This window comes from Pyxidicoccus sp. M15 (genome assembly GCF_056858435.1).
The window spans coordinates 6,323,061-6,347,052 of record NZ_CM166495.1; the positions used below are offsets into that span (position 1 = coordinate 6,323,061).

At 72.0% G+C, this 23,992-nt stretch carries 16 protein-coding genes; 10 read left to right on the plus strand and 6 right to left on the minus strand.

All coding sequences use genetic code 11. The features are described 5' to 3' along the window. The first annotated feature begins 11 nt into the window (after positions 1–11). From ACX9TP_RS23735 to ACX9TP_RS23745, 3 genes are read left to right on the plus strand one after another with little or no spacing between them, the layout of a single operon-like run. Positions 12–2,771 (plus strand): pseudouridine synthase, encoded by a 2,760-nt coding sequence (locus ACX9TP_RS23735; RefSeq protein WP_482982005.1) that lies wholly within the window; start codon positions 12–14, stop codon positions 2,769–2,771. 60 nt (positions 2,772–2,831) lie between these two features. Continuing rightward, positions 2,832–4,964, plus strand: a complete 2,133-nt coding sequence (locus ACX9TP_RS23740) for a HEAT repeat domain-containing protein (RefSeq protein WP_482982006.1) — start codon at positions 2,832–2,834, stop codon at positions 4,962–4,964. Continuing rightward, complete coding sequence (locus ACX9TP_RS23745) at positions 4,964–7,405, plus strand: cyclic nucleotide-binding domain-containing protein (protein ID WP_482982007.1); 2,442 nt, start codon at positions 4,964–4,966, stop codon at positions 7,403–7,405. Before ACX9TP_RS23740 ends, ACX9TP_RS23745 begins: the two co-directional genes overlap by 1 nt. A gap of 9 nt (positions 7,406–7,414) precedes the next feature. Here ACX9TP_RS23745 and ACX9TP_RS23750 read toward each other — a convergent pair whose 3' ends face one another. Further along, complete coding sequence (locus ACX9TP_RS23750) at positions 7,415–8,104, minus strand: GspE/PulE/PilB domain-containing protein (RefSeq protein WP_482982008.1); 690 nt, start codon at positions 8,102–8,104, stop codon at positions 7,415–7,417. Positions 8,105–8,275: 171 nt separating this feature from the next. Here ACX9TP_RS23750 and ACX9TP_RS23755 point away from each other — a divergent pair, with 171 nt between their 5' ends. Next, on the plus strand, positions 8,276–9,115 hold the full coding sequence (locus ACX9TP_RS23755; RefSeq protein ID WP_482982009.1) for a hypothetical protein: 840 nt from the start codon (positions 8,276–8,278) through the stop codon (positions 9,113–9,115). 7 nt (positions 9,116–9,122) lie between these two features. Here ACX9TP_RS23755 and ACX9TP_RS23760 read toward each other — a convergent pair whose 3' ends face one another. Next, positions 9,123–10,370, minus strand: a complete 1,248-nt coding sequence (locus ACX9TP_RS23760) for an ArsB/NhaD family transporter (RefSeq protein WP_482982010.1) — start codon at positions 10,368–10,370, stop codon at positions 9,123–9,125. An 84-nt stretch (positions 10,371–10,454) separates the two neighbouring features. Between ACX9TP_RS23760 and ACX9TP_RS23765 the strand changes: the two genes are divergently transcribed. Together ACX9TP_RS23765 and ACX9TP_RS23770 are read left to right on the plus strand one after the other, a co-directional pair. Continuing rightward, positions 10,455–12,872 (plus strand): DEAD/DEAH box helicase, encoded by a 2,418-nt coding sequence (locus tag ACX9TP_RS23765; protein ID WP_482982011.1) that lies wholly within the window; start codon positions 10,455–10,457, stop codon positions 12,870–12,872. A 15-nt stretch (positions 12,873–12,887) separates the two neighbouring features. Beyond that, positions 12,888–14,588 (plus strand): ribonuclease H-like domain-containing protein, encoded by a 1,701-nt coding sequence (locus ACX9TP_RS23770; RefSeq protein WP_482982012.1) that lies wholly within the window; start codon positions 12,888–12,890, stop codon positions 14,586–14,588. Positions 14,589–14,615: 27 nt separating this feature from the next. On the opposite strand, the gene ACX9TP_RS23775 is transcribed toward ACX9TP_RS23770, so the two are convergent. Further along, positions 14,616–15,578 (minus strand): RNA ligase family protein, encoded by a 963-nt coding sequence (locus tag ACX9TP_RS23775; RefSeq protein WP_482982013.1) that lies wholly within the window; start codon positions 15,576–15,578, stop codon positions 14,616–14,618. Between the two features lie 216 nt (positions 15,579–15,794). On the opposite strand from ACX9TP_RS23775, the gene ACX9TP_RS23780 reads away from it, so the two are divergent. After that, positions 15,795–16,319, plus strand: coding sequence for an FKBP-type peptidyl-prolyl cis-trans isomerase (locus ACX9TP_RS23780; protein ID WP_482982014.1), 525 nt, complete (start codon positions 15,795–15,797; stop codon positions 16,317–16,319). A gap of 81 nt (positions 16,320–16,400) precedes the next feature. Here the strand turns inward: ACX9TP_RS23780 and ACX9TP_RS23785 are convergent, their stop codons facing one another. The 3 genes from ACX9TP_RS23785 to ACX9TP_RS23795 form a co-directional block, all read right to left on the minus strand. After that, positions 16,401–17,396, minus strand: a complete 996-nt coding sequence (locus ACX9TP_RS23785; RefSeq protein ID WP_482982015.1) for a hypothetical protein — start codon at positions 17,394–17,396, stop codon at positions 16,401–16,403. Then, positions 17,396–18,289 (minus strand): bile acid:sodium symporter family protein, encoded by an 894-nt coding sequence (locus ACX9TP_RS23790; RefSeq protein WP_482982016.1) that lies wholly within the window; start codon positions 18,287–18,289, stop codon positions 17,396–17,398. The genes ACX9TP_RS23785 and ACX9TP_RS23790 overlap by 1 nt, the downstream gene beginning before the upstream one ends. A gap of 154 nt (positions 18,290–18,443) precedes the next feature. Continuing rightward, complete coding sequence (locus ACX9TP_RS23795; RefSeq protein WP_482982017.1) at positions 18,444–20,045, minus strand: M28 family metallopeptidase; 1,602 nt, start codon at positions 20,043–20,045, stop codon at positions 18,444–18,446. A gap of 322 nt (positions 20,046–20,367) precedes the next feature. On the opposite strand from ACX9TP_RS23795, the gene tesB reads away from it, so the two are divergent. The 3 genes from tesB to ACX9TP_RS23810 all read left to right on the plus strand — a co-directional run bounded on the left by tesB (position 20,368) and on the right by ACX9TP_RS23810 (position 23,979). Beyond that, positions 20,368–21,252: an acyl-CoA thioesterase II gene (tesB, locus tag ACX9TP_RS23800; RefSeq protein ID WP_482982018.1), complete on the plus strand. Its 885-nt coding sequence runs from the start codon at positions 20,368–20,370 to the stop codon at positions 21,250–21,252. Positions 21,253–21,464: 212 nt separating this feature from the next. Continuing rightward, complete coding sequence (locus ACX9TP_RS23805) at positions 21,465–22,391, plus strand: hypothetical protein (RefSeq protein WP_482982019.1); 927 nt, start codon at positions 21,465–21,467, stop codon at positions 22,389–22,391. A 193-nt stretch (positions 22,392–22,584) separates the two neighbouring features. Then, entirely contained in the window at positions 22,585–23,979 is a 1,395-nt protein-coding gene (locus tag ACX9TP_RS23810; RefSeq protein ID WP_482982020.1) for a DUF1552 domain-containing protein, read from the plus strand. Positions 23,980–23,992: the final 13 nt, after the last annotated feature.

A 23,992-nucleotide genomic window follows, 5' to 3' on the forward strand; every position in this document is an offset into this window, starting at 1 on the left:
AGAAGGCAAGGATGGCTGCCGAACGATTGCAGAAGTATCTGGCCCGCGCGGGAGTGGCTTCGCGCCGGCACGCAGAAGAGCTCATCACCGCAGGCCGAGTGACGGTGAACAACGAGACGGTGACGGAGCTGGGCAGCCGGGTGGAACCGGGCACGGACCTGGTCGCGGTGGACGGGACGCTGGTGACTCCGCCGGATGAGTCCTCGTACTACCTTCTCTACAAGCCGATTGGCGTCGTGACGACGCTGTCGGATCCGCAGGGTCGGCCCACGGTGGCCAACTACATCGAGGAGACGGGCAAGCGGCTGTTCCCGGTGGGACGGCTGGACTACGACGCCGAGGGCGCGCTGCTGTTCACGAACGATGGGGCGCTCGCGCACAAGCTGACGCACCCCAGCTTCCAGGTGCCGCGCATGTACCTGGCGAAGGTGAAGGGCGCGCCGGACGCGGCCACGCTGGACAAGCTGCGCGGCGGCGTGCGGCTGGAAGACGGCATGGCCACGCCGCTGTCGGTGGACGTGTTCGAGGCGGCGGAGCGGAACACGTGGCTGAAGATTGTCGTGGCCGAAGGGCGGCCGCACCTCATCAAGCGCCTGTGCGCGGCAGTGGGGCACCCGGTGGTGCGCCTGTTCCGTCCGGCGTACGCGGGCATCGGCGTGGAGGGCATGCGCCCGGGTGAGCTGCGCACGCTGAAGAAGGGCGAGGTGGAGCAGTTGAACGCGGTGTCCGACGGTCGGGCTCAGCCTGCCGCCGTGGAGCTGAAGCTGCCTCCGCGCCGGCACGGGCGCGCGGCGCCGGGCTTCGAAGGGGACGAGGAAGAGCTGTCGATGGACGACGACGCGCCCGCGCCTCGCAAGGCGGCGTCCGGGATGGAGCGCACGGCGGCCAGGGCTGCTCGTGCGATGGATTCGCGTCCCGAGAAGCGGGAGCGCAAGCCGGCTGCCGGTGGTGCGGGCCTGGCTCGCTTCGGCCGCGGGCGCGGTGCGGAAGAGGGCGGTGGCGCGGGTCGTCCCGTGCGCAAGTCGTGGGGCGGCGATGAGGGCGCGCCCCGGAGCCGTGGCGCGGGTGGTGAGGACAAGCCGCGTGGCCGTGGCTTCGCTGCCGGGCGTCCGGAGCGTGGCGCCGGTGGTGAGGACAAGTCGCGGGGCCGTGGCTACGCGGCCAGGGGCGCGGGGGGCGAGGACCGTCCGCGCGGCAAGAGCTTCGGCGCGGGGGGTGAGGACCGTCCGCGCGGCAAGAGCTTCGGCGCGGGGGGGGAGGACCGTCCGCGTGGCAAGAGCTTCGGTGCGGGTGGCGAGGACCGTCCGCGTGGCAAGAGCTTCGGTGCGGGTGGCGCGGACCGTCCGGCGCGCAAGGAGTGGGGCGCCGGTGGTGGCGAGGGCGGCGCGGGCCGTCCGGCTCGCAAGGAGTGGAGCGGCGGCGCGGAGGGCGGCTCGGCTCGTCCGGCGCGCAAGGCGTGGGGCGGCGAAGAGGGCGGTTCGGCTCGTCCGGCGCGCAAGGCGTGGGGCGGCGAAGAGGGCGGTTCGGCTCGTCCGGCGCGTAAGGCGTGGGGCGGCGAAGAGGGCGGCTCGGCTCGTCCGGCTCGCAAGGCGTGGGGCGGCGAGGAGGGCGGCTCGGCGCGTCCGGCTCGCAAGGAGTCGAGCGGCGGCGAGGAGGGCGGCGCGGGCCGTCCGGAGCGTCGCGAGGAAAGCGCGGGTTCAGCTCGGCCGGTGCGCAAGACGTGGGGCGCCGGTGGTGACGAGGCTGGCGCGGCTCGGCCGGCGCGCAAGACGTGGGGCGCCGGTGGTGACGAGGCTGGCGCGGCTCGGCCGGCGCGCAAGACGTGGGGCGCCGGTGGTGACGAGGGTGGTGCACCTCGGAGCCGTGGTGCGGGCCGTCCGGAGCGCAAGGAGTGGTCTGGCGGTGGCGACGAGGGCGGCGCGCCCCGGAGCCGCCCCGAGCGTGGTGCGGGTGGCGCGCGCAGCTTTGGTGGCGCGGGCCGTCCGGAGCGTGCCGGTGGTGCACGCGGCTTCGGTGGCGCGGGTCGTCCCGAGCGCGCGGGTGGTGCACGTAGCTTCGGTGGCGCGGGTCGTCCGGAGCGTGCCGGTGGCGCGCGCAGCTTCGGTGGCGCGGGCCGTCCGGAGCGCGCGGGCGGTGCACGCAGCTTCGGTGGCGCAGGCCGTCCGGAGCGCGCGGGTGGTGCGCGGAGCTTCGGTGGCGCGGGTCGTCCGGAGCGTGGCGCGGGTGGTGAGGACAGGCCTCGCGCTCGTGGCTACGGCGTCGGCGGCGCGGGTCGTCCGGAGCGCGGCGCGGGTGGCGAGGACCGGCCGCGTGGCCGGAGCTTCGGCGCCGGCGGCGCGACCCGTCCGGCGCGCAAGACGTGGGGCGGCGACGAAGGCCGTGCCCCCCGTGGCGCGGGTCGTCCGGAGCGCCGGGAATCCGGCCCCCGAGGCGGCGCGGGCCGTCCGGAGCGCAAGGAGTGGTCGCCGCGAGGCGCCGAGGGTGGTGCACCTCGGGGCCGGGGTGGCGCGGGTGCTCGGGAGGCAGGCAGCCGTCCGGAGCGCAAGGAGTGGAGCCCGACCGACTCACGCGGCAATCCCAACGAGCGCGTCGTCCGTGCCGGACGCCGTGGCCCCGCCGACGAGCGGGGAGGCGGCGAGAAGTCCGGCGGCTTCCAGGACTGGGGCAAGAAGAAGGAGCGGGCCGGGAAGCCCGGCTGGAGCAGCGGAAGCCCCCGAGGGGGCGGGGCAGGCCGCCCCCCTCCGAAGGGTGGTCCGCGCCGCCCCCGCTGAGAACCTGCGCGGTGGTATAACGGGCGCCGAATCTTCCACCGTTTCCCGCAGCGGAGACCGATGCGAACCGGCGCGCGCCCCTTCATCCTCGTCCTGGCACTGGTCCTCGGCTGCAACGGCAGCCGGGACCAGCTGCTCGCCGACCTCCAGAGTCCCCGCCCGGAGGTCCGTGCCCTCGCCGTGAAGAAGCTGGCCGGACAGGGCAACGCGGACGACCTCGTCCTGTTCACCCGGGCGGCCAAGGACCTGGCCGCCATCGTCCGGGCCGAGGCCGCCGTGGCGCTCGGTGAGAGCCAGGACCCCCGCGTGGTGGACCTGCTCGGCGAGCTGCTCGAGGACCCGGACGAGGACGTCCAGGGGCGCGCCGCCATGGCGCTCTCCAAGGTCAAGAACGACAAGGCCAAGGCGTACCTCACGCTCCAGTACGGCCGTCGCGGCCGCGCCACGCGCCAGGTCATCGTCCAGGCCCTCAAGAGCGCCAATGTCCCCGACGCCATGGCGGAGGTCGTCTCCGCCGAGGCCAAGGCCCAGTGGGACCGCAACCTCCTCGCCGTCACCGAGGGCGTGCTCCCCGAGCGCGTGGGCGCAGCGGAGGAGCTGGGCAAGAGCGGGCGTCCGGAGGCGGTGAGCCGGCTGCTCCCGCTCGTGCGCGACAGCCAGGTCATCCTCGCCGCCGCCGCCGTGCGGGGCCTGGGCGACGCCGGGGACAGGCAGGCGGTGGGGCCCATCGCCCTGCTGCTGGACGAGAGCTTCCCCGAGCTGCGCGAGTCCGCCATCACCGCGCTGATGAAGCTGCAGGACCCGGCCGTCGCGCAGCGGCTCCAGGCGGTGGCGGTGGAGAAGAGCGCGGTGAGCCCGCTGGCGCTCGACGCCATCCTCGCCTTCCCGCGCACTCCGGAGACGAACGCCGCCCTGTGCGCCATCGTCCTCGACGGCGCCCCCGCCGAGGCGCTGGACGCCGGCAGGAGCATGCGCGCTCGCGGCGGCTGCCCGGTGGACCCCATCGGCGAGCGGCTGGCCCGTCCGGCCACCGCGGCCAGCGGGCTGCAGGCCGTCATCGGACTGGGGCCCGCGGCGCTGCCGCTGCTGGGCAAGGTGACGCCGTGGCTCAACCAGCCGGACACCTCGCTGCGCAACCTCGCGGTGGAGGCCGTGGCGGCGGTGGGGGACACGTCCGCCGTCCCCGTGCTGCAGAAGCTGTACGAGCAGGAGGTGAAGGGGCTGGAGGCGATGCGCGCCGACTGGGTGGCGCAGCCGCTGCCGGAGCGCTACGGCGAGGGCTTCGACCCGGCCACCTCGCCCTCCGAGCCGCATGGCCATGGCCACGGCGCGGCCGACGCGGACAAGGCCGCCAAGCACGCGACGCTCTTCGAGCGCGTGAAGGCGCTCAACGCGGCCCGCGCGAAGGAAGCGGGGCAGGTGCAGGTGCAGCACCGCGTGCCCACCGAGCTGTACGACGACGTGGAGCCGGAGCGCCTGGCGCCGCTGGCCACGGTGCTGCGCGCGCTGGGCACGCTGAAGGCCCCGGGGGCCCTGGAGCTGCTCAAGGGCTACAGCCAGGACGCGAGCACGCCCCTGCGTGTGGCCTCGCTGGTCGGGCTGGCGCGGCTGGGGCCCGAGGGCGTGGAGGTGGCGAAGGCGGGGCTGCTCGAGCCCGAGAGAGATCTGCAGAAGGCGCTGGCCCAGGCGCTCGCGGAGTCGGGCGAGGCCGGCCAGGCGGCGCTGATGGAGCTGCTGCCGAAGATGGGCAGCGAGAAGCTGCTGGTGCTGGACGCGCTCACGCGGGGCCCGGGCGTGCCGGCGGCCTCGGCGTCGGCGGCCCTTCAGACGGTGGTGCGCGAGGGCGGCCCGGAGGCGGCGCTCGCGGCGGAGTTGCTCGGACGGATGCAGGCGAAGGACGCGGTGCCCACGCTCATCAAGGCGCTGGACGAGCCGAACAGCGTGGCGCGGCGGGACGTGCTGCTGGCGCTGGGGGCCATCGGTGACACGCAGGCGGCCGAGGTGGTGGCGAGGGACCTGTTCCACGACCTGCCGGAGATTCGCGCCGCCGCGGCATCGGCGTTGAAGAAGATTGGCACTCCCGCGCAGGCCGAGTCGCTGGCCGCGCTCAAGGGGGACTACTTCCGCTCCGTCCGCGAGTCCGCGGGCGCGGCGCTGACGAAGGACGGCACCGCTGCCGGGGGGGCGCGTTGATGGAGCTGCGCAAGCTCAAGGACAAGGCCACCGAAGCCTTCACCAAGGGCCGCTTCTCCAAAGCCGCGGAGCTGTACGAGGAGTACTGCCGGGCCGACCCGAAGGACCACCAGTCGCGCCTGCGCACGGGGGACGCCTGGGCCAAGGCCGGCCAGAAAGACCGCGCCATCTCCGCGTACCAGTCCGCCGCCGAGGGCTTCGCCAAGGAGGGCTTCCTTCCGCGCGCCATCGCCGCGAGCAAGCTGATCCTCGAACTGGACCCGGCGCATCGCGGCGTGCAGCAGATGCTCGCGGACCTGTACGCGCGCAGGGGGACGCCGGCCGGGGCCAGGGCCCGTGGCCCCATGGGCAGCGCGCTCTCCACGGCGCCGACTCCGATGTCCGCGCCCGTCTCGACGTCCCGGCTGCCCGCCGAGGTCCTGGCGGCGGTGGCGGACATCGACCTGGACGTGGACGTCGAGAGCAACGGCCTGGAGGCGGCGGGTGCGCCGGTGGACCTGTCCTCCGAGCTGCCCGCGGAGCTGACGCTCTCCGTGGAGGCGTCTCCGGAGTCGGGGGCGCAGTCCGGCTCGGAGGAGGTGGTCCTCCACTCCGTGAGCGTGGGGCTCTCGGATGACGCCGTGGAGGCGCGTCCCGAAGGGGAGGTTGACGACGAGCCGATCCTGGTGGGCGAGGTGGTGGAGGAGGCCGGGCACGCCGAGGCGTCCGCGGAGCCGTTGTCTACCGCGGAGGGGGCCCCGACTGAGATGAGCGTGGCTGCGCCCGCGGCGGTCGTTGTCGATGCGAAGGGCGGTGCTTCGACGGCGACACGCGCGCCTGCGTCCGCTGCGGTCGTTGTCGATGCGAAGGGCGGCGCCCCGACGAGCGTGGCTGTTCCCGTAGCGGCCGTTGTCGATGCGAAGGGCGACGTCCCGACCGCGACGAGCGTGCCTGCCTCGACGACGGTCGCGGTTCACGGGCAGGAAATGGCCCATGCCGTGGCAGGCGCACCCGCTCCGGCGCCGGTGGTTGCTCGTCCGCAGGACGGTGCCCCGACCGCGACGAGTGCGCTGGGGCCGACGACAGCCTCGGCCCGTCCCGCGGCAACTTCGCTGCCCCCGGGACTCGCGCCGCGCGCCTCGCAGCGTGTGGCCCCTCCGGCCGCGCTCCAGTCACCGCCGCCTCCGAGCAATACTCCCGTGGAGTCGGCGCCGGCCGCGCGGACGCCTAGCGGGAAGTGGAAGGCGCTCTCGTCGCCCATCGGCGACCCGAACTCAGCATCGCCCGCAGTGAGCCCCTCGGAGCCCGCTCCCACGAGCGCCTCCTCCGCGCCTCCGGGCCTGCGTCCGCGCCGTGCCGAGCCGCAGGCACCCGCCGGTGCCACCGCGCTCCCGCTCCGCGAGCTGTCGCCGGAGCTCGGCGTGTCGCTCCGGGCAGCGGCGCCCTCGTCCTTCACGGAGCTGGAACTGGAGGGCGACTCGCTTCTGCACGCGGTGGAGCTCGCCGCGCAGGCCGGGCTGAGCCAGCGCGCCGCCATGGCCATGCCCTCGAGTCCGGACGAGGAAGAGGTCTACAGCCTCACCGAGGAGGTCGGTGCCGACGGACGCTCGCTGAGCGACCTCCCCACCGTGCCGCTGTTCTCGGACCTCCCCCGCGACGCCTTCATCGAGCTCTTCGAGCGCTGCCCGCTGCGCCGCTTCGGCCCGGGCGAGCGCATCATCGAGCAGGGCACGCACGGCGACGCCTTCTACGTCATCTGCGAGGGCTCCGTGCGCGTCTTCCGGATGGAGGACGGCCAGCGGCAGGACCTCGCCACGCTGGAGGGCGGAGCCTGCTTCGGTGAGATGGCGCTCCTGTCCGGCGCGGCGCGCACCGCCTCCGTCGAGAGCGCGTCCGAGGACACCCAGCTCCTGGAGATCTCCGCGCCCGTCCTCGCCGAGCTGTCGCGCAGCTATCCGCTGGTGGCGCAGGCGCTGAAGAAGTTCTGCCGGCAGCGGCTGCTGACCAACGTGATGAACACCTCCGCGCTGTTCCGGCCCTTCAACCGGAAGGACCGGCGCACGCTGGTGGAGCGCTTCCGCGCCCGCGACGTCGAGCGCGGCGAGGCCATCATCCGCGACGGCGACCAGACGGACGGCCTCTACGTGGTGCTGTCCGGCGAGGTGGACGTGAGCAAGGACGGCCACCTGCTCACGCGGCTGAAGGAGGGCGACCTCTTCGGAGAAATCTCCCTCCTGCAGAAGACGCCCGCCACCGCGACGGTGACGGCCGCGCGTCACACCACGCTGCTGCGGCTGCCGCGCGCGGACTTCGACGCGCTCATCTCCAGCCACCCGCAGATTCTCGTGCTCGTCTCCGAGCTGAGCGACGAGCGCCTGTCGCGCACCCGGCGCGTGCTGGGCGAGGTCTCCTCCACCGGCCAGGCACCGGAAGAGGTCGACGAGGAGCTCATCCTGGTGTGAGGCGCGCGCTCAGCGCACCTTCGCCAGGTAGTCGTCGCGAGTCACCAGCCCCCGCGTCTCCAGCAGCTCCAGCATCGCCCGCAGCGAGCGGGCCTGCTGGGCCACCATGCGCTCCAGGGTGGACACCTGCTGGGACAGCTCCTCCACCCGCTGGAGCAGCTCGCTCTCCCGGGGGCTGGGGTGCGCCGACACGCGCGACATCGCCTGGGCGGTCTCCGACTCGGAGGGCGGGGCCAGCTCGAAGGTGGGCTCGTCCATGCCGAACGTCAGCGGCGTCGCCGTGGGGGACGTGACTTCATGGTGGTAGTTGCGGCGGATGGCGCGCTCGATGGACGACGCGGCCGCCACGACGACCTGGATGCGCTGGCCGGTGTGGAAGGCCAGCTCCTGGAGTGACTCCACGTTGGTGGGGTCCGCGGTGGCCACGGTGAGCAGCTTGTTGGCCGGGTCCGCGGCGGTGGGGAAGACGGTGTACCGCTCGGCGATGTCCACCCGCAGCGCCTGCAGGGCCACCGGCGACGGGGTGAAGGTCTCCAGGTCCACCGTGGGAATGGCGAGCTGCCGGGACAGCGCGTGGACCATGGAGCTCTCGTCCACGAAGCCCATCTGCACCAGGGTGAGGCCCAGCCGGCCGCCCCACTTGCGTTGCTCGGCGAGCGCGGAGCGCAATTGCGTCTCCGTGAGCAGGCCGGCGTCCATCAGGATTTCCCCGAGCCGGCGCTTGCGGCCAGGGAAGGAAACAGGGGGTGGGGTAGGCGAGGAACTCACGGCCGGGGAGCATACCAGCGGACGGTTACAGGGTGCCCAACAGGGAAGGGGTACGGCCGGGTAGGAGCATGAAGGCGCAAATTGGGATACAACCGTGGGTGAATGACACGAAGCGTCCTTTCCTTCCTCGTGCTGGCGCTCACCGCCGGCTGCGCGTCGCAGCGGCTGGCCGGCGCGGACCTGGACCGCGTCCGGCGGCCCGCCTTCATCTCCCGCATCGAGGACGGTGCGGGGCCCAAGAGCGTCGTGTTCCGCGACGACTCGGCGTACGGCGACAAGCTCAAGAAGCTGGAACCGGTGGAGGCCGACCGGCGGCTGACGGTGAAGCTTCAGCAGGCCGTGACGCGCTTCGAGATTTCCGAGCGCCTGCGCGTCAACACGCTGACGCAGCTCCCCCGCGAGTACCCGTGGACGCGCGTGGTGGACCCGGCGCGCGTGGCGTCGGTGCTGGAGAGCTTCCTCGTGGAGGAGGTGCCCGCCAACGCGCCGGACTATGACCTGGTGACGCCGCTGGGCGCGGACACCATCGTCGAGTTCGTCGTCCAGGAGTACGGCATGCGCAGCAAGGGCGGCCGCGCGGGCGCCTACGTGCGCGGCTACGGGCGCATGTTCACCCTGGACGGGCGCTCGGAGGTGTGGCGCCGCCCGTTCGAGGTGGACCAGGTGGCCGCGGGCGACGCGCACCTGGACCCATTCAAGGTGGGAAAGAATCCGGACCTGTTCCGCCAGGCGCTGACGACGATGCTGGACGAGGTGGCCAGCGTCTTCGTGAAGGACCTCACGCCCAGGGACAGGCGCGGCGGCCCGCCGGTGGCGGACCCGCCCGGCTCGTCCGCGCCGGACACCGTCCCCGGCGCCGCGGGCAAGCGCTCGGCCGAGCCGCCGAAGCCGCCCGAGAAGGAACTGCCCGCGGGCGAGCTGCCGGACCCGGACCCGGAATAGGCACGCTTCAGAACAGCGCGTGCTCCGCCAAGAGCACCGCCAGCCCCACGACGAAGCTGACGAGGGTGACGGGCAGCCCGATTCGCAGGTAGCCGAGGAAGGTCATGTTCACCTTCCCGCGCGCGGCCTCGAAGACGATGAGGTTGGCCACGCTGCCGATGAGGGTGAGGTTGCCCGCGAGCGTGGAGCCCAGCGCCAGCACGTGCCAGCCCAGCTCCACGTTCTGCAGCGTGGGCACCCACGTGCGCGCGAGCATCACGAAGGGCACGTTGCTGAAGAGGTTGGACGCCACGAGCGTCAGCCCCGCGAAGCCGAGCGTCTCGCGCCAGGGCGGGCCGGCCATGAGGGGGGCGAAGAGCCCGCGAATCTCCTCGGCCCAGCCGTGCTTGTTCACGCCGTAGACGACGACGAAGAGGCTGGCGAAGAAGAGCAGCAGCACCCAGTCCACGCGCTCCAGCGCCTCGCGCGGCTCGCGGCGGGACAGGGCCATGACCAGGGCGGCGCCGGCCAGGGCGCTCCAGCTCATGGGCAGGCCGGCGAAGAAGGCCGCCACCACCCCGAAGAGCACGACGAGGGTGAGCGCCAGCAGCCCCCGGTCCACCGGAGGCGGAGGCGGCTGCGGGTCGAAGCGCTTCGAGGGCAGGTCATACCGGAAGAGGTAGACCAGCGCGCCGGTGACGATGGCGGTGGAGAGCAGGGCGGGCAGGGCCATGTACGCGGCGAAGCTGGCGTAGGACAGGCCGGAGGCGCCCTGGATGAGCATGTTCTGCGGGTTGCCCGTGAAGGTCGCCACCGAGCCGCTGTTGCTGCCCATGCACACGGCGAGCAGGTAGGGCACGGGCGGCAGCTTCGCGTCCTCCACCGTGGCGAGCACCAGCGGCGTGAGCATCAGGCACACGGTGTCGTTGACGAGGAACGCGGACAGCACCGCGGAGATGAACGTCACGGCCACCAGCAGCAGCCGGGGCGTGTGCGCCCTGCGCACGGCCCACGCCCCCGCGGTGCGGAAGAAGGCCGCCTGCGACAGGTAGGCCGCCAGCAGCATCATCCCCAGCAACAGGACGATGGTGTCCCCGTCGATGGCATGCCGGGCGGGATTCTCGCTGTGGTTGAAGACCTCGGCGGGCGTGACGACGCCGAGCACCACCATGAGCACGGCGCCCAGCAGCGCGCCGCCGGGCCGGTCCAGCTTCAGGAACGGAAGGCGCGCGCCGGCGATGAAGACATAGGTGAACAGGAAGATGGCGAGGGCCACGGGCGCGGCACCCTAGCCGAGAGCGGCCGGGCACGCTGCAAGCGCGTTGTCGGCCTCGGTGTACGCCTGTACAGTGCCCGACCCATGAAGCCTGAGAAGGAAACCGACGCCTTCGGCGGGCCCCGGCGCACTCCCTGGAATGCGCCTCGCGGGCTGGACGCCGTCCTCCAGGGATGGCGCTCGGACCGGCAGCTCTGGCCCTCCTTCGTGCTCGACGAGGCCACGCCCGCCCGCGCCGGCACCTTCGCGCCCGTGCCCGAGGACGTCGCCCCCCAGGTCCGCGAGGCCCTGCGCCAGCGCGGAATCGAGCAGCTCTTCTCCCACCAGGCGGAGGCCTACCGCCTGGCCCGCGCGGGGCAGAGCCTGGTCATCGCCACGCCCACCGCCTCCGGCAAGAGCCTCTGCTACAACCTGCCGCTGCTGGACCGCTTCGCCCGCGAGCCGCAGGCGCGCGCCCTCTACCTGTTCCCCACCAAGGCCCTGTCGAGAGACCAGGAGGAGGCCCTCCGCGCGCTGATGCGCGAGGCGGGCCTGTCCCACGGCGCGATTACGTTCGACGGGGATACTCCGGCGGACGCGCGCCGGGCCGCTCGGGAGCGCAGCGGCGTGCTGCTCACCAACCCGGACATGCTGCACACCGGCATCCTCCCGCACCACGCGAGCTGGGCGCGCCTGTTCTCCAACCTGCGCTACGTCGTCATCGACGAGCTGCACACGTACCGCGGCGTCTTCGGCTCGCACCTCGCCAACGTGCTGCGCCGCCTGCAGCGCGTGGCGCGCTTCCACGGCGCGGACCCGGTGTTCATCGCCGCGTCGGCCACCATCGGCAACCCCCAGGCGCATGCGCGGAGGATGCTCGGGCGCGACGTGGCGCTGGTGTCCGAGAGCGGCGCCCCGTCTGGCGAGCGCCGCGTCATGGTGTTCAACCCGCCCGTGGTGAACGCGGAACTGGGCATCCGCGCCAGCTACATCAAGACGGCGGTGCGCCTGACGGCGGACCTGGTGCGCGCGGGCGTGTCCACGCTGCTGTTCGGCCAGTCGCGCAACAACATCGAGGTGATGCTCAAGTACCTCCGGGACCGCTTCGTCGAGGAGAAGCTGGACCCGTCGCTCATCCAGGGCTACCGGGGCGGCTACCTGCCGGGCACGCGCCGCGCCACGGAAGCGGCGCTGCGCGCGGGCGAGGTCCGCTGCGTGGTGGCCACCAACGCGCTGGAGTTGGGCATCGACATCGGCTCGCTGGACGCGGTGGTGTGCGCGGGCTACCCGGGCTCGGTGGCCGCGCTGATGCAGCGCTTCGGCCGGGCAGGGCGGCGCGGGGCGGGAAGCCTGGCGCTCCTGGTGACGTCGAGCGCGCCGCTGGACCAGTACATGGCGTCGGACCCGCGCTTCCTCATCGGCGCTCCGGTGGAGCACGCGCGCATCGACCCGGACAACGTGGAGATTCTCGTCCAGCACCTCAAGTGCGCCTCGTTCGAGCTGCCCTTCGAGGAGGGCGAGCCCTTCGGCGACGTTCCGCCTGAGTCGACGGCGGAGGCGCTCGGGTTCCTCGCGCAGCACGAGGTGGTGCACCCCACCGTGGGCGAGGCGGGCAAGCGCGTGTTCCACTGGTCCACGGATGCGTACCCGGCCAACCACGTGTCCCTGCGGAGCGTGGGCTGGGACAACGTCGTCATCATCGAGCGCGGCACGGACCGGACGCTGGCGGAGATGGACTTCCGCTCGGCGCACACGATGCTGCACGAGCAGGCCATCTACCAGCACGAGGGCGAGCAGTACCAGGTCGAGCAGTTCGACTACGAGAACCACAAGGCCTTCGTGCGCAAGGTGGCGCCGGACTACTTCACCGATGCGATGACGTACGTGCGCGTGCACGTCATCCAGGAGGACCAGTCCGCGCCGATGGGGCCGGACCTCCATGCGGGCATGGGCGAGGTCAGCGTCATCGAGAAGGTGGTGGGCTACAAGAAGATCAAGTACCACACGCACGAGAACGTGGGTTACGGCGACGTGGCGCTGCCGGAGATGCAGATGCACACCACGTCGCTCTGGCTGACGGTGCCGGAGTCCGTGGTGCGCTCCATGCGCGCGCCCAGGCCCACCGTCATCGACGCGCTGCGCGGGGTGGCCACGGCGCTGCGTACGGTGGCGTGCGTGGGGTTGATGATCGACCCGAGGGACGTGGGCAAGACGCTCGGCAGCCGCGACGACGCGGAAGGGCCTCCGCGCAAGGACGGCGGCGTGGGCTTCGACCCGACCATCTTCCTCTACGACAACATCCCCGGTGGCGTGGGGCTGGCCGCGCGCCTCTATGACCAGCGTGACGAGCTGCTGCTGCGCGCACGCAGGCTGCTGGAGTCGTGTCCGTGCGAGGAGGGCTGTCCCGCATGCATCGGCCCCGCGGCGGGGGCGACGCCCGGGAATGCTCCGGTGGAGCCGTTCTCCCGCAAGCGGCTGGGACTCGAAGTCCTGTCGGCGCTCGGCGTCGCGGGGATGCAGTAGTCGGAGGGCCGGCCCATGGACCTCAAGAGCAAGCTGGCTCGGTTGAATGGCGTGGGCCCCGGGGGCAGGGCTCCGGCGAAGCCCTCCGCCAACGTCGTCCCCGAGGGACAGGCGCCAGCCGCGCCGTCGGCTCCGGTGGAGCCGCGCCAGGAGAGGGGGCCGGTTTCTTCCGGCGCTCCGGTCGAGGCGAGCCCCGACGTGCGCCCGGCCTCCCTCGCTGCCCGAGCCGGGGACGGCCTGCCCGAAGGGGGCCCCCCTCCGGCGGGCGGCAGCGGTGGAAGGAACGTTCATTCCGCGAGCCCCGCGCCCGACCCGGCCTCGACTTCGAGTGTGCCCCGCTGGAACGCGGGCGGCGTCGGCGGCGCGGGCTCGGCCCCGCGCACGAGTGACGGCACGCGAAGCACCGCCCCTGAGGCGTCCGCCGGCGCCGGGCCCTCGCGTCCGCAGGACCCGCGCATCGCCTCTCTGCGCCAGATGCTCGCGGACTGGTCTCAGCGGCAGGAGACCTCCTCCGCGCGCCGGGCCCAGGCGCCCGCACCGCCGCCGCCCGGCCCGCTGCCCGTGGAGTCTCGCTCGACGACGTTCGGCACCGTGCATGTCTCCGAGCGCCTCCTGCCCCCCGAGCATCACCACGGCAGCGCCCCCCTCGCGGGAGCCCTGGACGTGGAGGGCGAGCTGGTCGCCAGCCTCGCGCTGCAGGCGGAGCTCGCGGGCGTGGACTTCCAGCGGATGCTCTTCCTGGACACGGAGACGACGGGCCTCGCGGGCGGCACGGGCACCGTGCCCTTCCTCGTGGGCCTCGCCTGGTTCGAGGGCCGCTCGCTGCGCGTGCACCAGCTCTTCCTGCGGAGGCTCGGGGAGGAGTCCCCCATGCTCCGCGTCCTCTCCGAGCGCATGGCCCGGTCGTCCTGCCTGGTGACGTTCAACGGCAAGAGCTTCGACTGGCCGCTGCTGCGCACCCGCTTCGTGCTCAACCGCGTGCCCACGCCCGCCGACCTGCCCCACCTGGACCTGCTGCACTGCGCCCGCCGCGTCTTCAAGCACCGGGGCTCCGGCGCGCGGCTGGTGCACATGGAGGAGACCGTCCTCGGGCACCGCCGCGTCGGCGACGTGGACGGCGCGCTCATCCCCGACCTGTACTTCCGCTTCCTGCGGGGAGGGGACGGCTCGGCGCTGACGCCCGTGCTGGAGCACAACGTCAACGACCTGCTGCTGCTGGCCGCGCTCCTCGGAGAGCTGGTGCGGCGCTTCCGCGCGGGCGGCGCGGGGGCCTCGGTGCCCGCGAGCGAGGACCCGCGAGACCTGCTGGGCTTCGCGGGCGTGGCCCTGCGCGCGCGCGACTATGCGCGGGCGCAGGCCTTCGCCCGGGCGGCGGCCGCGGGGGACAAGGGCTCGGTTGGCGTCGAGGCCCTGGCCCTGGCCTCCCGGCTGTCCCGCAAGGCGGGCGACCCGGCCGCCGCGGCCACGCACCTGCACCAGGCGCTCCACGCCGCCCGGGGCTTCCAGGCGGCCACCCTCCACCTGGAGCTGACGAAGCTCTACGAGCACGCCCTCAAGGACCTGCCGCGAGCCTTGCAACACGCGAGACTCGCCGCCGCGGCCGAGCTTCCCGAGGACCACCAGCGCCGCGTCGCGCGCCTCGAGGGACGGCTGGCCCGCCAGGCCCAGGCCTATCCCTTGGACCTCTCCGCGCGGCCCCATCGCTCCGACGCGTGAGCGGAGCACCGGGGCCGGTAAGGACGCCTACCGCAGCGCCGCGTCCACCTCCTGCGCGGCGCGCTCCCGGAGGCTGGCGTCCAGCCGCTCCTCCTCGTCGGAGGTGAGCGCGCGGTAGGCGGTGGGGAAGGCCAGCTCCAGGTCCACCCGCACGTCCAGCACCACCTCGTCGAGCACCGCTGCCCGCGACTCCCGGCCGCACTTGGACACCGCGCTCGCGATGCGCGCGGGGTTGACGAGCCGCTCCGCCCAGGCCCGCAGCTGCTCCGGCGACAGCCGCTGCCCCGCGTCCCAGGCGGCGCTCTCGTCGAAGCGCGCCTCGTCGAACTCCTCGATCTTCCGCTTCCAGGCCATGCGCTCGCCCGGCGCCGCGCGCGCGTCCGCCTTGATGACCAGGCCCTCGGCCACGTTGCCGGCGAGCGGCGGAAGGCCGAGCAGGGCGGGGACTCGCGTCGTGGCTCGGGTGGGGACGGTGCCCATCTCGGAGCGCGGCCCGCGTCGCACCACCGGCGGTGTCATGAGCCGCGCCGCGCGGGCCAGCGCCTCCACCTCGTGATGGGCCAGCAGTACGCCTTCGTCCTCTTCCGAGCCAGCCACGAGCACGTCGAACACCGCCCACCGCAGGTCCGGCGCATACCAGATGCCGGTCTGCACGGGCGACATCCCGGGCACCGCGGGCACGTCCGGGTGCGGGTACCGGCCCCCGAAGAGCTCCCCGTACAGGTACACGTCGCGCCCCTCGCCACCCACGGTGCGGGCGACCTGCAAGGCGCTGTCGGTCAGCTCCGCGCGCAGGAGCTGCCAGCCGAAGAACGGCTCATCGTCTGCCAGCCAGGCCTTCCGCTTGCCGAAGCGGACCGCTCCCGCGCGGACTCCCATCACGAGCTGCGCACCATGGAGCTTCTCCAGCGCGACCCAGGTTCCCCCCGGGCCGGCGCGCTCCTTCACCTCTCGGGAAGCGGGCATCTTCAGGAAGGGACGGAAGCGCATGGCACCCTCGGAGCAGACGGCACCGGGAGGGCGCCGCGCGTGCCCTCCGGACGGGCGACTTCTGTCCAGGCTGACTCCCCGCGCCCATACCGGCGCGGCTGTCCGGCATTCCTCCTTCGCCGGAATCGAACAGAAGCCGGGGAAGGGACGCTCGCTCCATTGTCAGACAGGCACATCATTGAGGCATGTGCCATCGCCGTGCGCTATGAGGGCCCCATGAAAATTACCAAGGACAGCGTCGTCTCCATCGATTTCCGGCTCCACCTCGGTGACGGGAAGGCGGTGGACGAGAGCGAGCCCGGCGAGCCGCTCGTCTACCTGCAAGGGCACGAGGAAATCGTCCCCGGCCTGGAGAAGGCGCTGGAGGGCAAGACGAAGGGCGACACCCTCCAGGTCACCGTCACCCCGGACGAGGGCTACGGCGACTATGACCCGGACGGCCTCGAGGAGGTCCCCCGCACCGAGTTCCCCGACGGCCTGGAGCTGGTGGCCGGCGGCGTGCTCAGCGCCACCGACCCGGACGGTGACGAGGTGGACTTCTTCATCAAGGAAGTGAAGGGCGACAAGGTGCTGGTGGACTTCAACCACCCGCTCGCCGGCAAGACGCTCCACTTCGACGTCACCGTGCGCGACGTGCGCGCCGCGACGGCGGAGGAGCTCGAGCACGGCCACGCGCATGGCCCGCACGATGACCACGACCACGGCGACGACGACGGCCACGACGAGGACGCGAAGCCCTGACGGCACGGCCCTCGAGGCCCGAAGCCCGCGGCCCGTCCCCGGAATGGGGACGGGCCACGGGAACACCTGCACGGCAGGACGCTATCTTCCGCCGAGCAGGTCGGAGGTGAAGGCGAAGCCGGTGGCGATGTACGGCATCGCGCCCTCGCGGTTCGGGTGCTTGAGGTACCACGCGACGTTGACGAAGAGCGTGGGCCGGTTGAACGACGAGCCCTCGCGCGTGTGGAAGGCATAGGCGGCCATGGGGCCGATGCGCATGTGGCTGTTGTCCGGCTGCGGAGCGCCCGTGCCCGCGTCGTCATAGCGCGGCCACACGGCGCTGAACCTGGCGCCGAGGGTGAGCTGCGGGGACGCCAGCATCATCAGGTCGGAGTCGTTGGTGAAGACCCAGCCCTTGCCCGGGACGAGCGTGTCGAGGAACGCGTCGTAGAAGGACGCGCCCGAGCCCTCCCGCAGGTCCACGTTCCAGTACTCGATGGACGCCTTGCTGCGCACCACGAAGTTGCCCACCTTGCCCTGCAGCGTCGGCTCCAGCATGAAGTGCATGCCGTTGGTGCTGTACGCGCTGTCCTCGGTCGTGCTGCGCGAGTCATCCGAGAAGTCCGCCAGCGGGTTCGGATAGGACTGGAGGAAGCCGAACAGGCCGAAGTAGCGCGCGTACTCGGCGGTGGCCTTCACGTTGAACAGGGCGAGGGGCTGGAGCGCCACTTCCGCTCCGATTCGCGTGGCGGCCGGGTTGAGCTTCACGGCCAGCCCGCCGTTGATGAACGTGTCACGGAACAGCGGCGAGTCGCTGTCGGACAGCCGCTTCTGGAGGATGATGCGATTCTGCGACTCGATGCCAATGGGGTTGGCGCGCAGGAAGTTGGCGTTGGCGAAGTAGAGCCGGAGGTTCGGCGCCTGGGGCGGGCCGGCCGGGGCGGTGTCGGCCGTGGGCGCGGGTGTCTGCGGGATTTCCGGCGTGGACGACTGCGGGGTCTCCGAGGTTGCGGCGCTCTCCTGTGCAACGGCCGGGGCGGCGAGACCGAGACACAGGGACAGCGTGAGCATCGACATGGGGGTACGCAGCATCTTCATTACGACACCTTCTCCGGATGGGAGTTGGGGGTGGGGGACACTTGGGGGAACTCTTTCTCGTCGGTGTGGCCCCGGCTCACGAAGAAGCCGAAGGCGGCGGCGGTGAAGTACATGACGAGGCTGTAGATGGCCGGGGGGATGGCCATGGTGGGATTGGCGAGCAGCGTGGGACTGAGGGCAATCGCCATCGCGAGCATCCCGTTGTGGATGCCAATCTCCATGCCGATGGCCACCGCCTGCTTGCGCGGCAGCCGGAGCAGCAGCGGCACGAAGTAGCCCACCGTCATGCTGGCCACGTTGAAGGCGAGCGCGGCGGGGCCCACCTGCTGGAAGTAGCCGAGGGCGTTCTCCCGCTCCTGGTACACGGCGCCACCGATGACGGCGAGGAGGAACAGGACGGACATCAGGCGGATGGGCCGGTCCAGCTTCTGCGCCAGCGCCGCCCGGCGCGAGCGGATGAACATCCCCAGGCCCACCGGTCCCAGGACGATGATGAAGACCTGGATGACCTTGGCGAACTGCATGGGCACCGCGCGCCCCTCGCCCAGGAAGTGCGTCATCGACAGGTTGATGATGAGGGGCAGGGTGAAGAGCGTGAGCGCGCTGTTCACCGCCGTCAGCGTGATGTTGAGCGCGACGTCGCCTCGCGCCAGGTGGCTGAAGAGGTTCGCCGTCGCCCCGCCCGGAGAGGCGGACAGCAGCATCAACCCCACCGCCAATTCAGGCGGAAGGTTGAACGCGTGGGCCACCAGCGCGCACACGACGGGCAACAGCAACATCTGGCACACCAGCCCGACGATCACCGCGCGCGGATAGACGATGACGCGCTTGAAATCCTCGAGGGTGAGCGACAACCCGAGGCCCAGCATGATGATGCCCAGGGCCACGGGCATCAGGACCCCAGTGAAAACGTTCGCCTGCATTCGCCCCCCTGCAGTGTCCTGCGTTGAACGCAGGATCGTTGCAAAATCAGGCGACCCGCTTCAAGCCACCCCCCGAAATGAGTGGATGGCTCGTTGCGTCAGTGATTGAGGGGGTGAATTGGACCTACGGCATTCGGGGTGTACCCCCGCGGTTGCCGGTGGTGTCGAAGCGGCGGAAGAAGCTGTTCGCATTCCAGTGGGGGCGCTCGGGAGCGTCCGCCACGGTACGAGTCAGCCCCGCGAGCAGGCGGACGAACTCGGCCGCGCCCTCCTTGTCCATGGGCTGGGACAGGTCGTCCGACGGCGCGTGGTAGCGGTTCGTGTACCAGATCTTGAAGACCTTCTCCTCCGGCGAGCCCTTGTCGAAGCCGAACTTGAAGGCGAGCGCGGGCACGCCCTTGAGGATGAAGGAGTACTGGTCGCTGCGGATGAAGCGCATCTGGTTGGGGTCGGCGTCCCCGACGAGCTTCACCTCGTGCTCCGCGGCCACCTGCTTCAGCGCCGTGCCGAGCGTGGACTCCTCCTGGCCCAGGCCCATCAGCTGCTTCAGCGGGAAGAGGGGCAGGAACATGTCCAGGTTGAAGTTGGCCACCATGCTCTCGGTGGGCACGGGCGGCCGGGCGGCGAGGTACTTCGAGCCGAGCAGTCCCTTCTCCTCGCCCGTCACCAGGGCGAACAGCACCGAGCGCTTCGGCTTCGCGGCCTGGAGCGCCCGCGCCACCTCCAGCACCGCGGCCACGCCCGTCGCGTTGTCCATGGCGCCGTTGTAGATGCGGTCGCCCTTCACGGGCTCGCCCACGCCCACGTGGTCCAGGTGCGCGGAGAGGACGACGTACTCCTTGGCCAGCGCCGCGTCGCTCCCGGGGAGCACGCCCACCACGTTGGCGGACTTCACCGGCGCGTTGACGAACTCGGCGCGGGCCTTGAGGCGCGTGGGCAGCTCGAACCGGGGCAGCGGCTGGTCCGCGTCCGCGAGCGCGAGGATTTCCTTGAAGCGGTGCGGGCTGCCGGCGAAGAGCTGCTCGGTGCGCTCGGCGTTGAAGGTGACGGCAATCTTCATCCCCTGGTCCTCGTTGAGGGACGGGTCCGCGAACTGCATCGCCGGCTTCTTGCGGGCTCCGGCGACGCGAGACCAGGGCACCTCCAGGTGCTTGGGGTTCTGGAGGGAGATGACGCCCACCGCGCCGGCCTTCTTCAGCGCCTTCGTGCGCTCGACGCTGGAGGCATGGTGGGCGCGCAGCGGGCCGGCGATGCGGGACGGGCCGCCGTGGAGCAGGACGGCGACCTTGCCCTTGAGGTCCAGGCCCGCGAAGTCGTCGTGGCCCGCGTCGGGGACGGACAGGCCGTAGCCCACGAACACCAGCGGGGCATCCACGGTGCCCGTCTCGCCCGCGCGCGAGGAGATGATGGCGTCCGTGCCCAGGACGAGCGGCGTCTCCTTGCCGTTGCGCACGAGGGCCAGCCGCGAGCGCTCCTCCACCAGCCGGCGCGACACCAGCTCCATCTCCTGGAGGTACGAGTCGCCGGCCGCGGGCTTCACCCCGAGCGCGGCGAGCTGCTCGGAGACGTACGCGGCGGCCTTGCGGTACTCCTCGCTGCCGGTGTCCCGCCCCTGCATGGCGTCACTGGCGAGGAAGCGGACGTGGCCCCACCAGCGCTCCGCCTCGGGGGAGAGGGCGGTGGCGGAGGCCGGGGTGGCCCTGGCGGTCGGAGCCGGTGCAGCCACCGGAGCGGCCTTATCGGTCCGCGCGACACGGGGCGCCGTTGCAGCGGCCGGTGTGGCGAGGAGGGCAAGCACGGGCAGGAGCGGGGGACGGAGCATGAGGTGGGCTCGCTTGAGGAGGGCCGGGACGGTGGCCGCGGGAAGGGAACATCGGAGACCGCGCGGCATTCCGCTGTGACGGGGCTCACGTCAGCCCTGTCGTGACGATAGGGGATTCAGGGCTGGCCCGAGGCATCGGCGCCCCGGGCGCCGGTCCGATTCCTGACGGACGGCTGGCACCGCCGCGCGAGACAGCGGCACCCGGCTTCGATTAGGAGGGAAGGCCATGAGTCGAGTGCTGGATGAGTTGTTGGAGCTCCTCAAGCTGGAGCCCATCGAGGAGAACCTCTTCCGCGGCCGGAGCCAGGATTTGGGCTTCCGCAACCTCTTCGGCGGCCAGGTGCTGGGGCAGGCGCTGTCGGCGGCCAGCCAGACGGTGACGCCGGAGCGCCACGTCCACTCGCTGCACGGCTACTTCCTGCGCGCCGGAGACGCGGGCCTGCCCGTCGTCTACACGGTGGACCGCGTGCGCGACGGCGGCAGCTTCACCACCCGCCGCATCGTCGCCATCCAGAAGGGTCAGCCCATCTTCACGCTGATGGCGTCCTTCCACGGAGATGAGCCGGGCTTCTCGCACCAGGCCGCCATGCCCCAGGTGCCCGGGCCCGAGGAGCTGCCCACGGACCTGGAGCTGCTGCGCCGCCAGGCCCACCTCATCCCCGAGCGGCTGCGCGAGAAGTTCCTCTGCGACAAGCCGATTGAAATCCGCCCGGTGGCGTACGTGGACCCGTTCCACCCCGACACGCGCGAGCCCATCAAACACGTCTGGTTCCGCGCGGACGGCGACCTGCCGGAGGATCCGCAGGTGCACCGGTACGTGATGGCCTACGCGTCCGACTTCAACCTCATCAGCACCGCGCTGCTGCCGCACGCCACGAGCTTCTTCCAGCCGCACATCCAGGGGGCCAGCCTGGACCACGCCCTGTGGTTCCATGGGGACCTGAAGGTGAATGACTGGCTGCTGTACTCCATGGACAGCCCCTGGGCCGGCAACGCGCGCGGCCTGTCTCGCGGAAGCATCTTCACCCGCGACGGGCGGCTGGTGGCCTCGGTGGCGCAGGAGGGGCTGCTGCGCATCGTCGAGAAGGGCGCAAAGAAGCTCGGCGGTTGAGGGCGCGGGCTCGTGCTTCCGCGCATCGTCGAGCCAGGCGGACGGTCGCGCTGCCCCGTCCGCCCTCCGCGGTCCGGGAGCCCTCCGCGGGGGAGCCGCGGTCCGGGCTCGCGGAAGGAGGGCGCTGGGCCCACGGGCACTCCGATATGCCCTGACGGGCAGCCCGCGAAATCCCGGGGGGCGTTTCAGAGGGGCATGGCACGATGCAGGCAGTGAAGAACCTCCGGGTCACGCTCATTGCCCTCGCCGTGTGGACGGCGGCCTCCACCGCGCTCGTCACGCTGCTCCCGCTCGAGCGGGCCATGCCCTACCTGTTGCTGGGCCTGCTCATCCCGGTGGCCGTCTTCGTGGTGGAGCGGTTCCGGAGCCCGCCTCGTGAGGAGGCCCGTCCCGTCGTCGGCACCGTCCCCCCCGTGCCCGTGGAGGCGCTGACCGAGGCGAGCCTCCGTCGGGCCTTCGGCGAGGACGGCGTGGCCCACGCGTGGGTGCCGATGGTGGCGGCCTCGCCCGCGCACGTCGACACGCTGGAGCGGCTGGGCGGCCCGCCCGCCTTCCTCGCCCCCGTGGAGTGGCCGCGCTGCCGGCACTGTGGCCAGCAGCTCACCTTCGTCATGCAGCTCGCGGTGGGGCCCGAGCGGCCGCTGCGCTATCCGCAGGAGGGCCTCCTCTACGTGTTCCTCTGCCAGCGCGTGGACCCGTCTGCGACGGTGGACGCCATCTGTCCCTGTCTCGACGTGGACCTGGGCGCGGAGCGCTGCTTCGTGCAGGTGCGGCCCGCCGGCCCGCTCGGTGTCACCGTGGAGCCCACGGGCCCGCGGCTCGCGAAGTCGCACGTGGTGGAGACCTGGGAGTCGCGCCCCTCGGTGCGGATGCCCGCCGGTGTCGCAACGCCCGAGCAGTACAGCCTGTACGCCGCCATGTCCGGCTGGCTCGACATCCAGGTGGGCGGCTTCGCGGACTGGGTGCAGGACGAGGCCACGCCGGGCCCGTGCTCCTGCGGAGCCCCGCGGGAGCTGGTGCTCCAGTTCGCCGAGTTCGAAGAGGACCTCAACCTCGGAGGCGCCGGCCGCGCCTACGTCTTCGCCTGCTCCGCGCGCCATGCGCCGGACGCGTTCTCCCTCTTCTGGCAGACGGCGTGAGGCCGTGTAGGCCCTGAGGCGCCACACGCTTCCCCGGCCGGGGTCGACACCCCACACCCGACTGTGGGGTCGGCCCCACCCACCCACACCCGATAATCCACAGAGGCTGCAACTCTCCGGGACTCCTGGGGTTTTCCGGACGTGGCACCCGCATTGCTCACTGCGTCGTCGGCTCACACCCCCGAGGCAATGCGTGTCGAAAACGAAATCCTGGGAGCTCTCCCGCCGGAGCGTGCTGAGAGGCGCCGCGGGCGCGGTGCTCGCACTCCCGTGGCTGGAGGCCATGGCGCCGTCGGTGGCGCGAGCGCAGGCCGCCGGTGGCAGCCCCCCGCTGCGCTTCGTGGGCATGTTCCACTCCGCGGGCGTCATCCCGGACCAGTGGTTCCCCACCACGGAGGGCTCGGGCTACGCGCTGCCCGCGAGCCTCTCTCCGCTGGAGACGGTGAAGGGCGACGTGCTGGTGCTGAGCGGGCTGCGGCTCGGCGCGTGGGACTACTTCGAGAAGACGCACGAGGGCGGCTTCTGGATGATGCTCACCGCCAGCGAGCACATCACCGCGGGCGCCACCGACTCCATCGACCAGGTGATTGCCGGGGCTACCGCCTCGCAGGTGCGCGTGCCGTCGCTCACGCTGAGCGTGGAGAACAACGGCTACTACAACCCGGGCTACCAGGACGCGAATGGTGACGGGTACATCGACCCGAAGACGTCGTCCTACGACGACACGCAGGACCATTGCAGCGGCGGTGAGCAGTGCATGGTCTCCTTCGCCCGGGGCCAGCGCCTGCCCAACGTCTACAACCCGCGCGTGCTCTTCACCCGGCTGTTCGGCTCGCTGTCGTCGCCGGGGCCCACGGAGGCCGAGCGGCGCATCTGGACGTACCGCCGCAGCGTGTTGGACCGCGTGACGTCGCAGGCGAAGTCGCTGCAGGGGAAGCTCGGCCAGGCAGACCAGCTCCGGCTGGACGAGTACCTGTCCGGCATCCGCGCGATTGAGCAGTCCATCCAGAAGGCGGAGCAGGGCAACCCAGCGCCCGCGTGCAGCCCGGGGGCGCAGCCGGTGGGCGTCCCCATGGACCGCACCGCGTACGCGGACCTGATGTGCGACCTCATCGTGAAGGCCTTCGAGTGCGACGCCACGCGCGTGGCCACGCTGATGCTCGGCATGTGCGTGAGCCCGATGAGCTTCACCGTGAATGGCCGGACCTTCTCGCACCACGGAGACGCGTCACACCACGGCAATGACCCGGTGAAGAAGGCCGCCAAGGTGGAGATAGACAGGTGGCAGGTGGCGAGGCTCGCGCGCCTCGTGCAGCGGCTGAAGGCGGTGCGCGAGGGGGACGGCACGCTGCTCGACAACGTGGCCGTCTACTACTCGAGCGACATCTCCAACAGCGACTGGCACAACCACTACGACATGCCCGTCATCCTCGCGGGCCGCGCGGGCGGCGCCTTCCGCACCGGGCGGCACATGCGCGCGCAGGGCAAGCGGTGTGGTGACGTCCTGCTGTCCATCCTCCAGGCCTTCGGCATTCCGCGCGGCGGGTTCGGTCCGCTCGCGCAGGGGCCGCTGTCCGGACTGGCGTGAGGGGAGGGGAATC

Excerpts from the sequence above, each read along its gene's own strand:
- ACX9TP_RS23735 (WP_482982005.1), top strand. The coding sequence starts at position 12 with ATGGCTGCCGAACGATTGCAGAAGTATCTGGCCCGCGCGGGAGTGGCT.
- ACX9TP_RS23740 (WP_482982006.1), top strand. The coding sequence starts at position 2,832 with ATGCGAACCGGCGCGCGCCCCTTCATCCTCGTCCTGGCACTGGTCCTC.
- ACX9TP_RS23745 (WP_482982007.1), top strand. The coding sequence starts at position 4,964 with ATGGAGCTGCGCAAGCTCAAGGACAAGGCCACCGAAGCCTTCACCAAG.
- ACX9TP_RS23750 (WP_482982008.1), bottom strand. The coding sequence starts at position 8,104 with ATGGACGCCGGCCTGCTCACGGAGACGCAATTGCGCTCCGCGCTCGCC.
- ACX9TP_RS23755 (WP_482982009.1), top strand. The coding sequence starts at position 8,276 with ATGACACGAAGCGTCCTTTCCTTCCTCGTGCTGGCGCTCACCGCCGGC.
- ACX9TP_RS23765 (WP_482982011.1), top strand. The coding sequence starts at position 10,455 with ATGAAGCCTGAGAAGGAAACCGACGCCTTCGGCGGGCCCCGGCGCACT.
- ACX9TP_RS23770 (WP_482982012.1), top strand. The coding sequence starts at position 12,888 with ATGGACCTCAAGAGCAAGCTGGCTCGGTTGAATGGCGTGGGCCCCGGG.
- ACX9TP_RS23775 (WP_482982013.1), bottom strand. The coding sequence starts at position 15,578 with ATGCGCTTCCGTCCCTTCCTGAAGATGCCCGCTTCCCGAGAGGTGAAG.
- ACX9TP_RS23780 (WP_482982014.1), top strand. The coding sequence starts at position 15,795 with ATGAAAATTACCAAGGACAGCGTCGTCTCCATCGATTTCCGGCTCCAC.
- ACX9TP_RS23785 (WP_482982015.1), bottom strand. The coding sequence starts at position 17,396 with ATGAAGATGCTGCGTACCCCCATGTCGATGCTCACGCTGTCCCTGTGT.
- ACX9TP_RS23790 (WP_482982016.1), bottom strand. The coding sequence starts at position 18,289 with ATGCCCGTGGCCCTGGGCATCATCATGCTGGGCCTCGGGTTGTCGCTC.
- tesB (WP_482982018.1), top strand. The coding sequence starts at position 20,368 with ATGAGTCGAGTGCTGGATGAGTTGTTGGAGCTCCTCAAGCTGGAGCCC.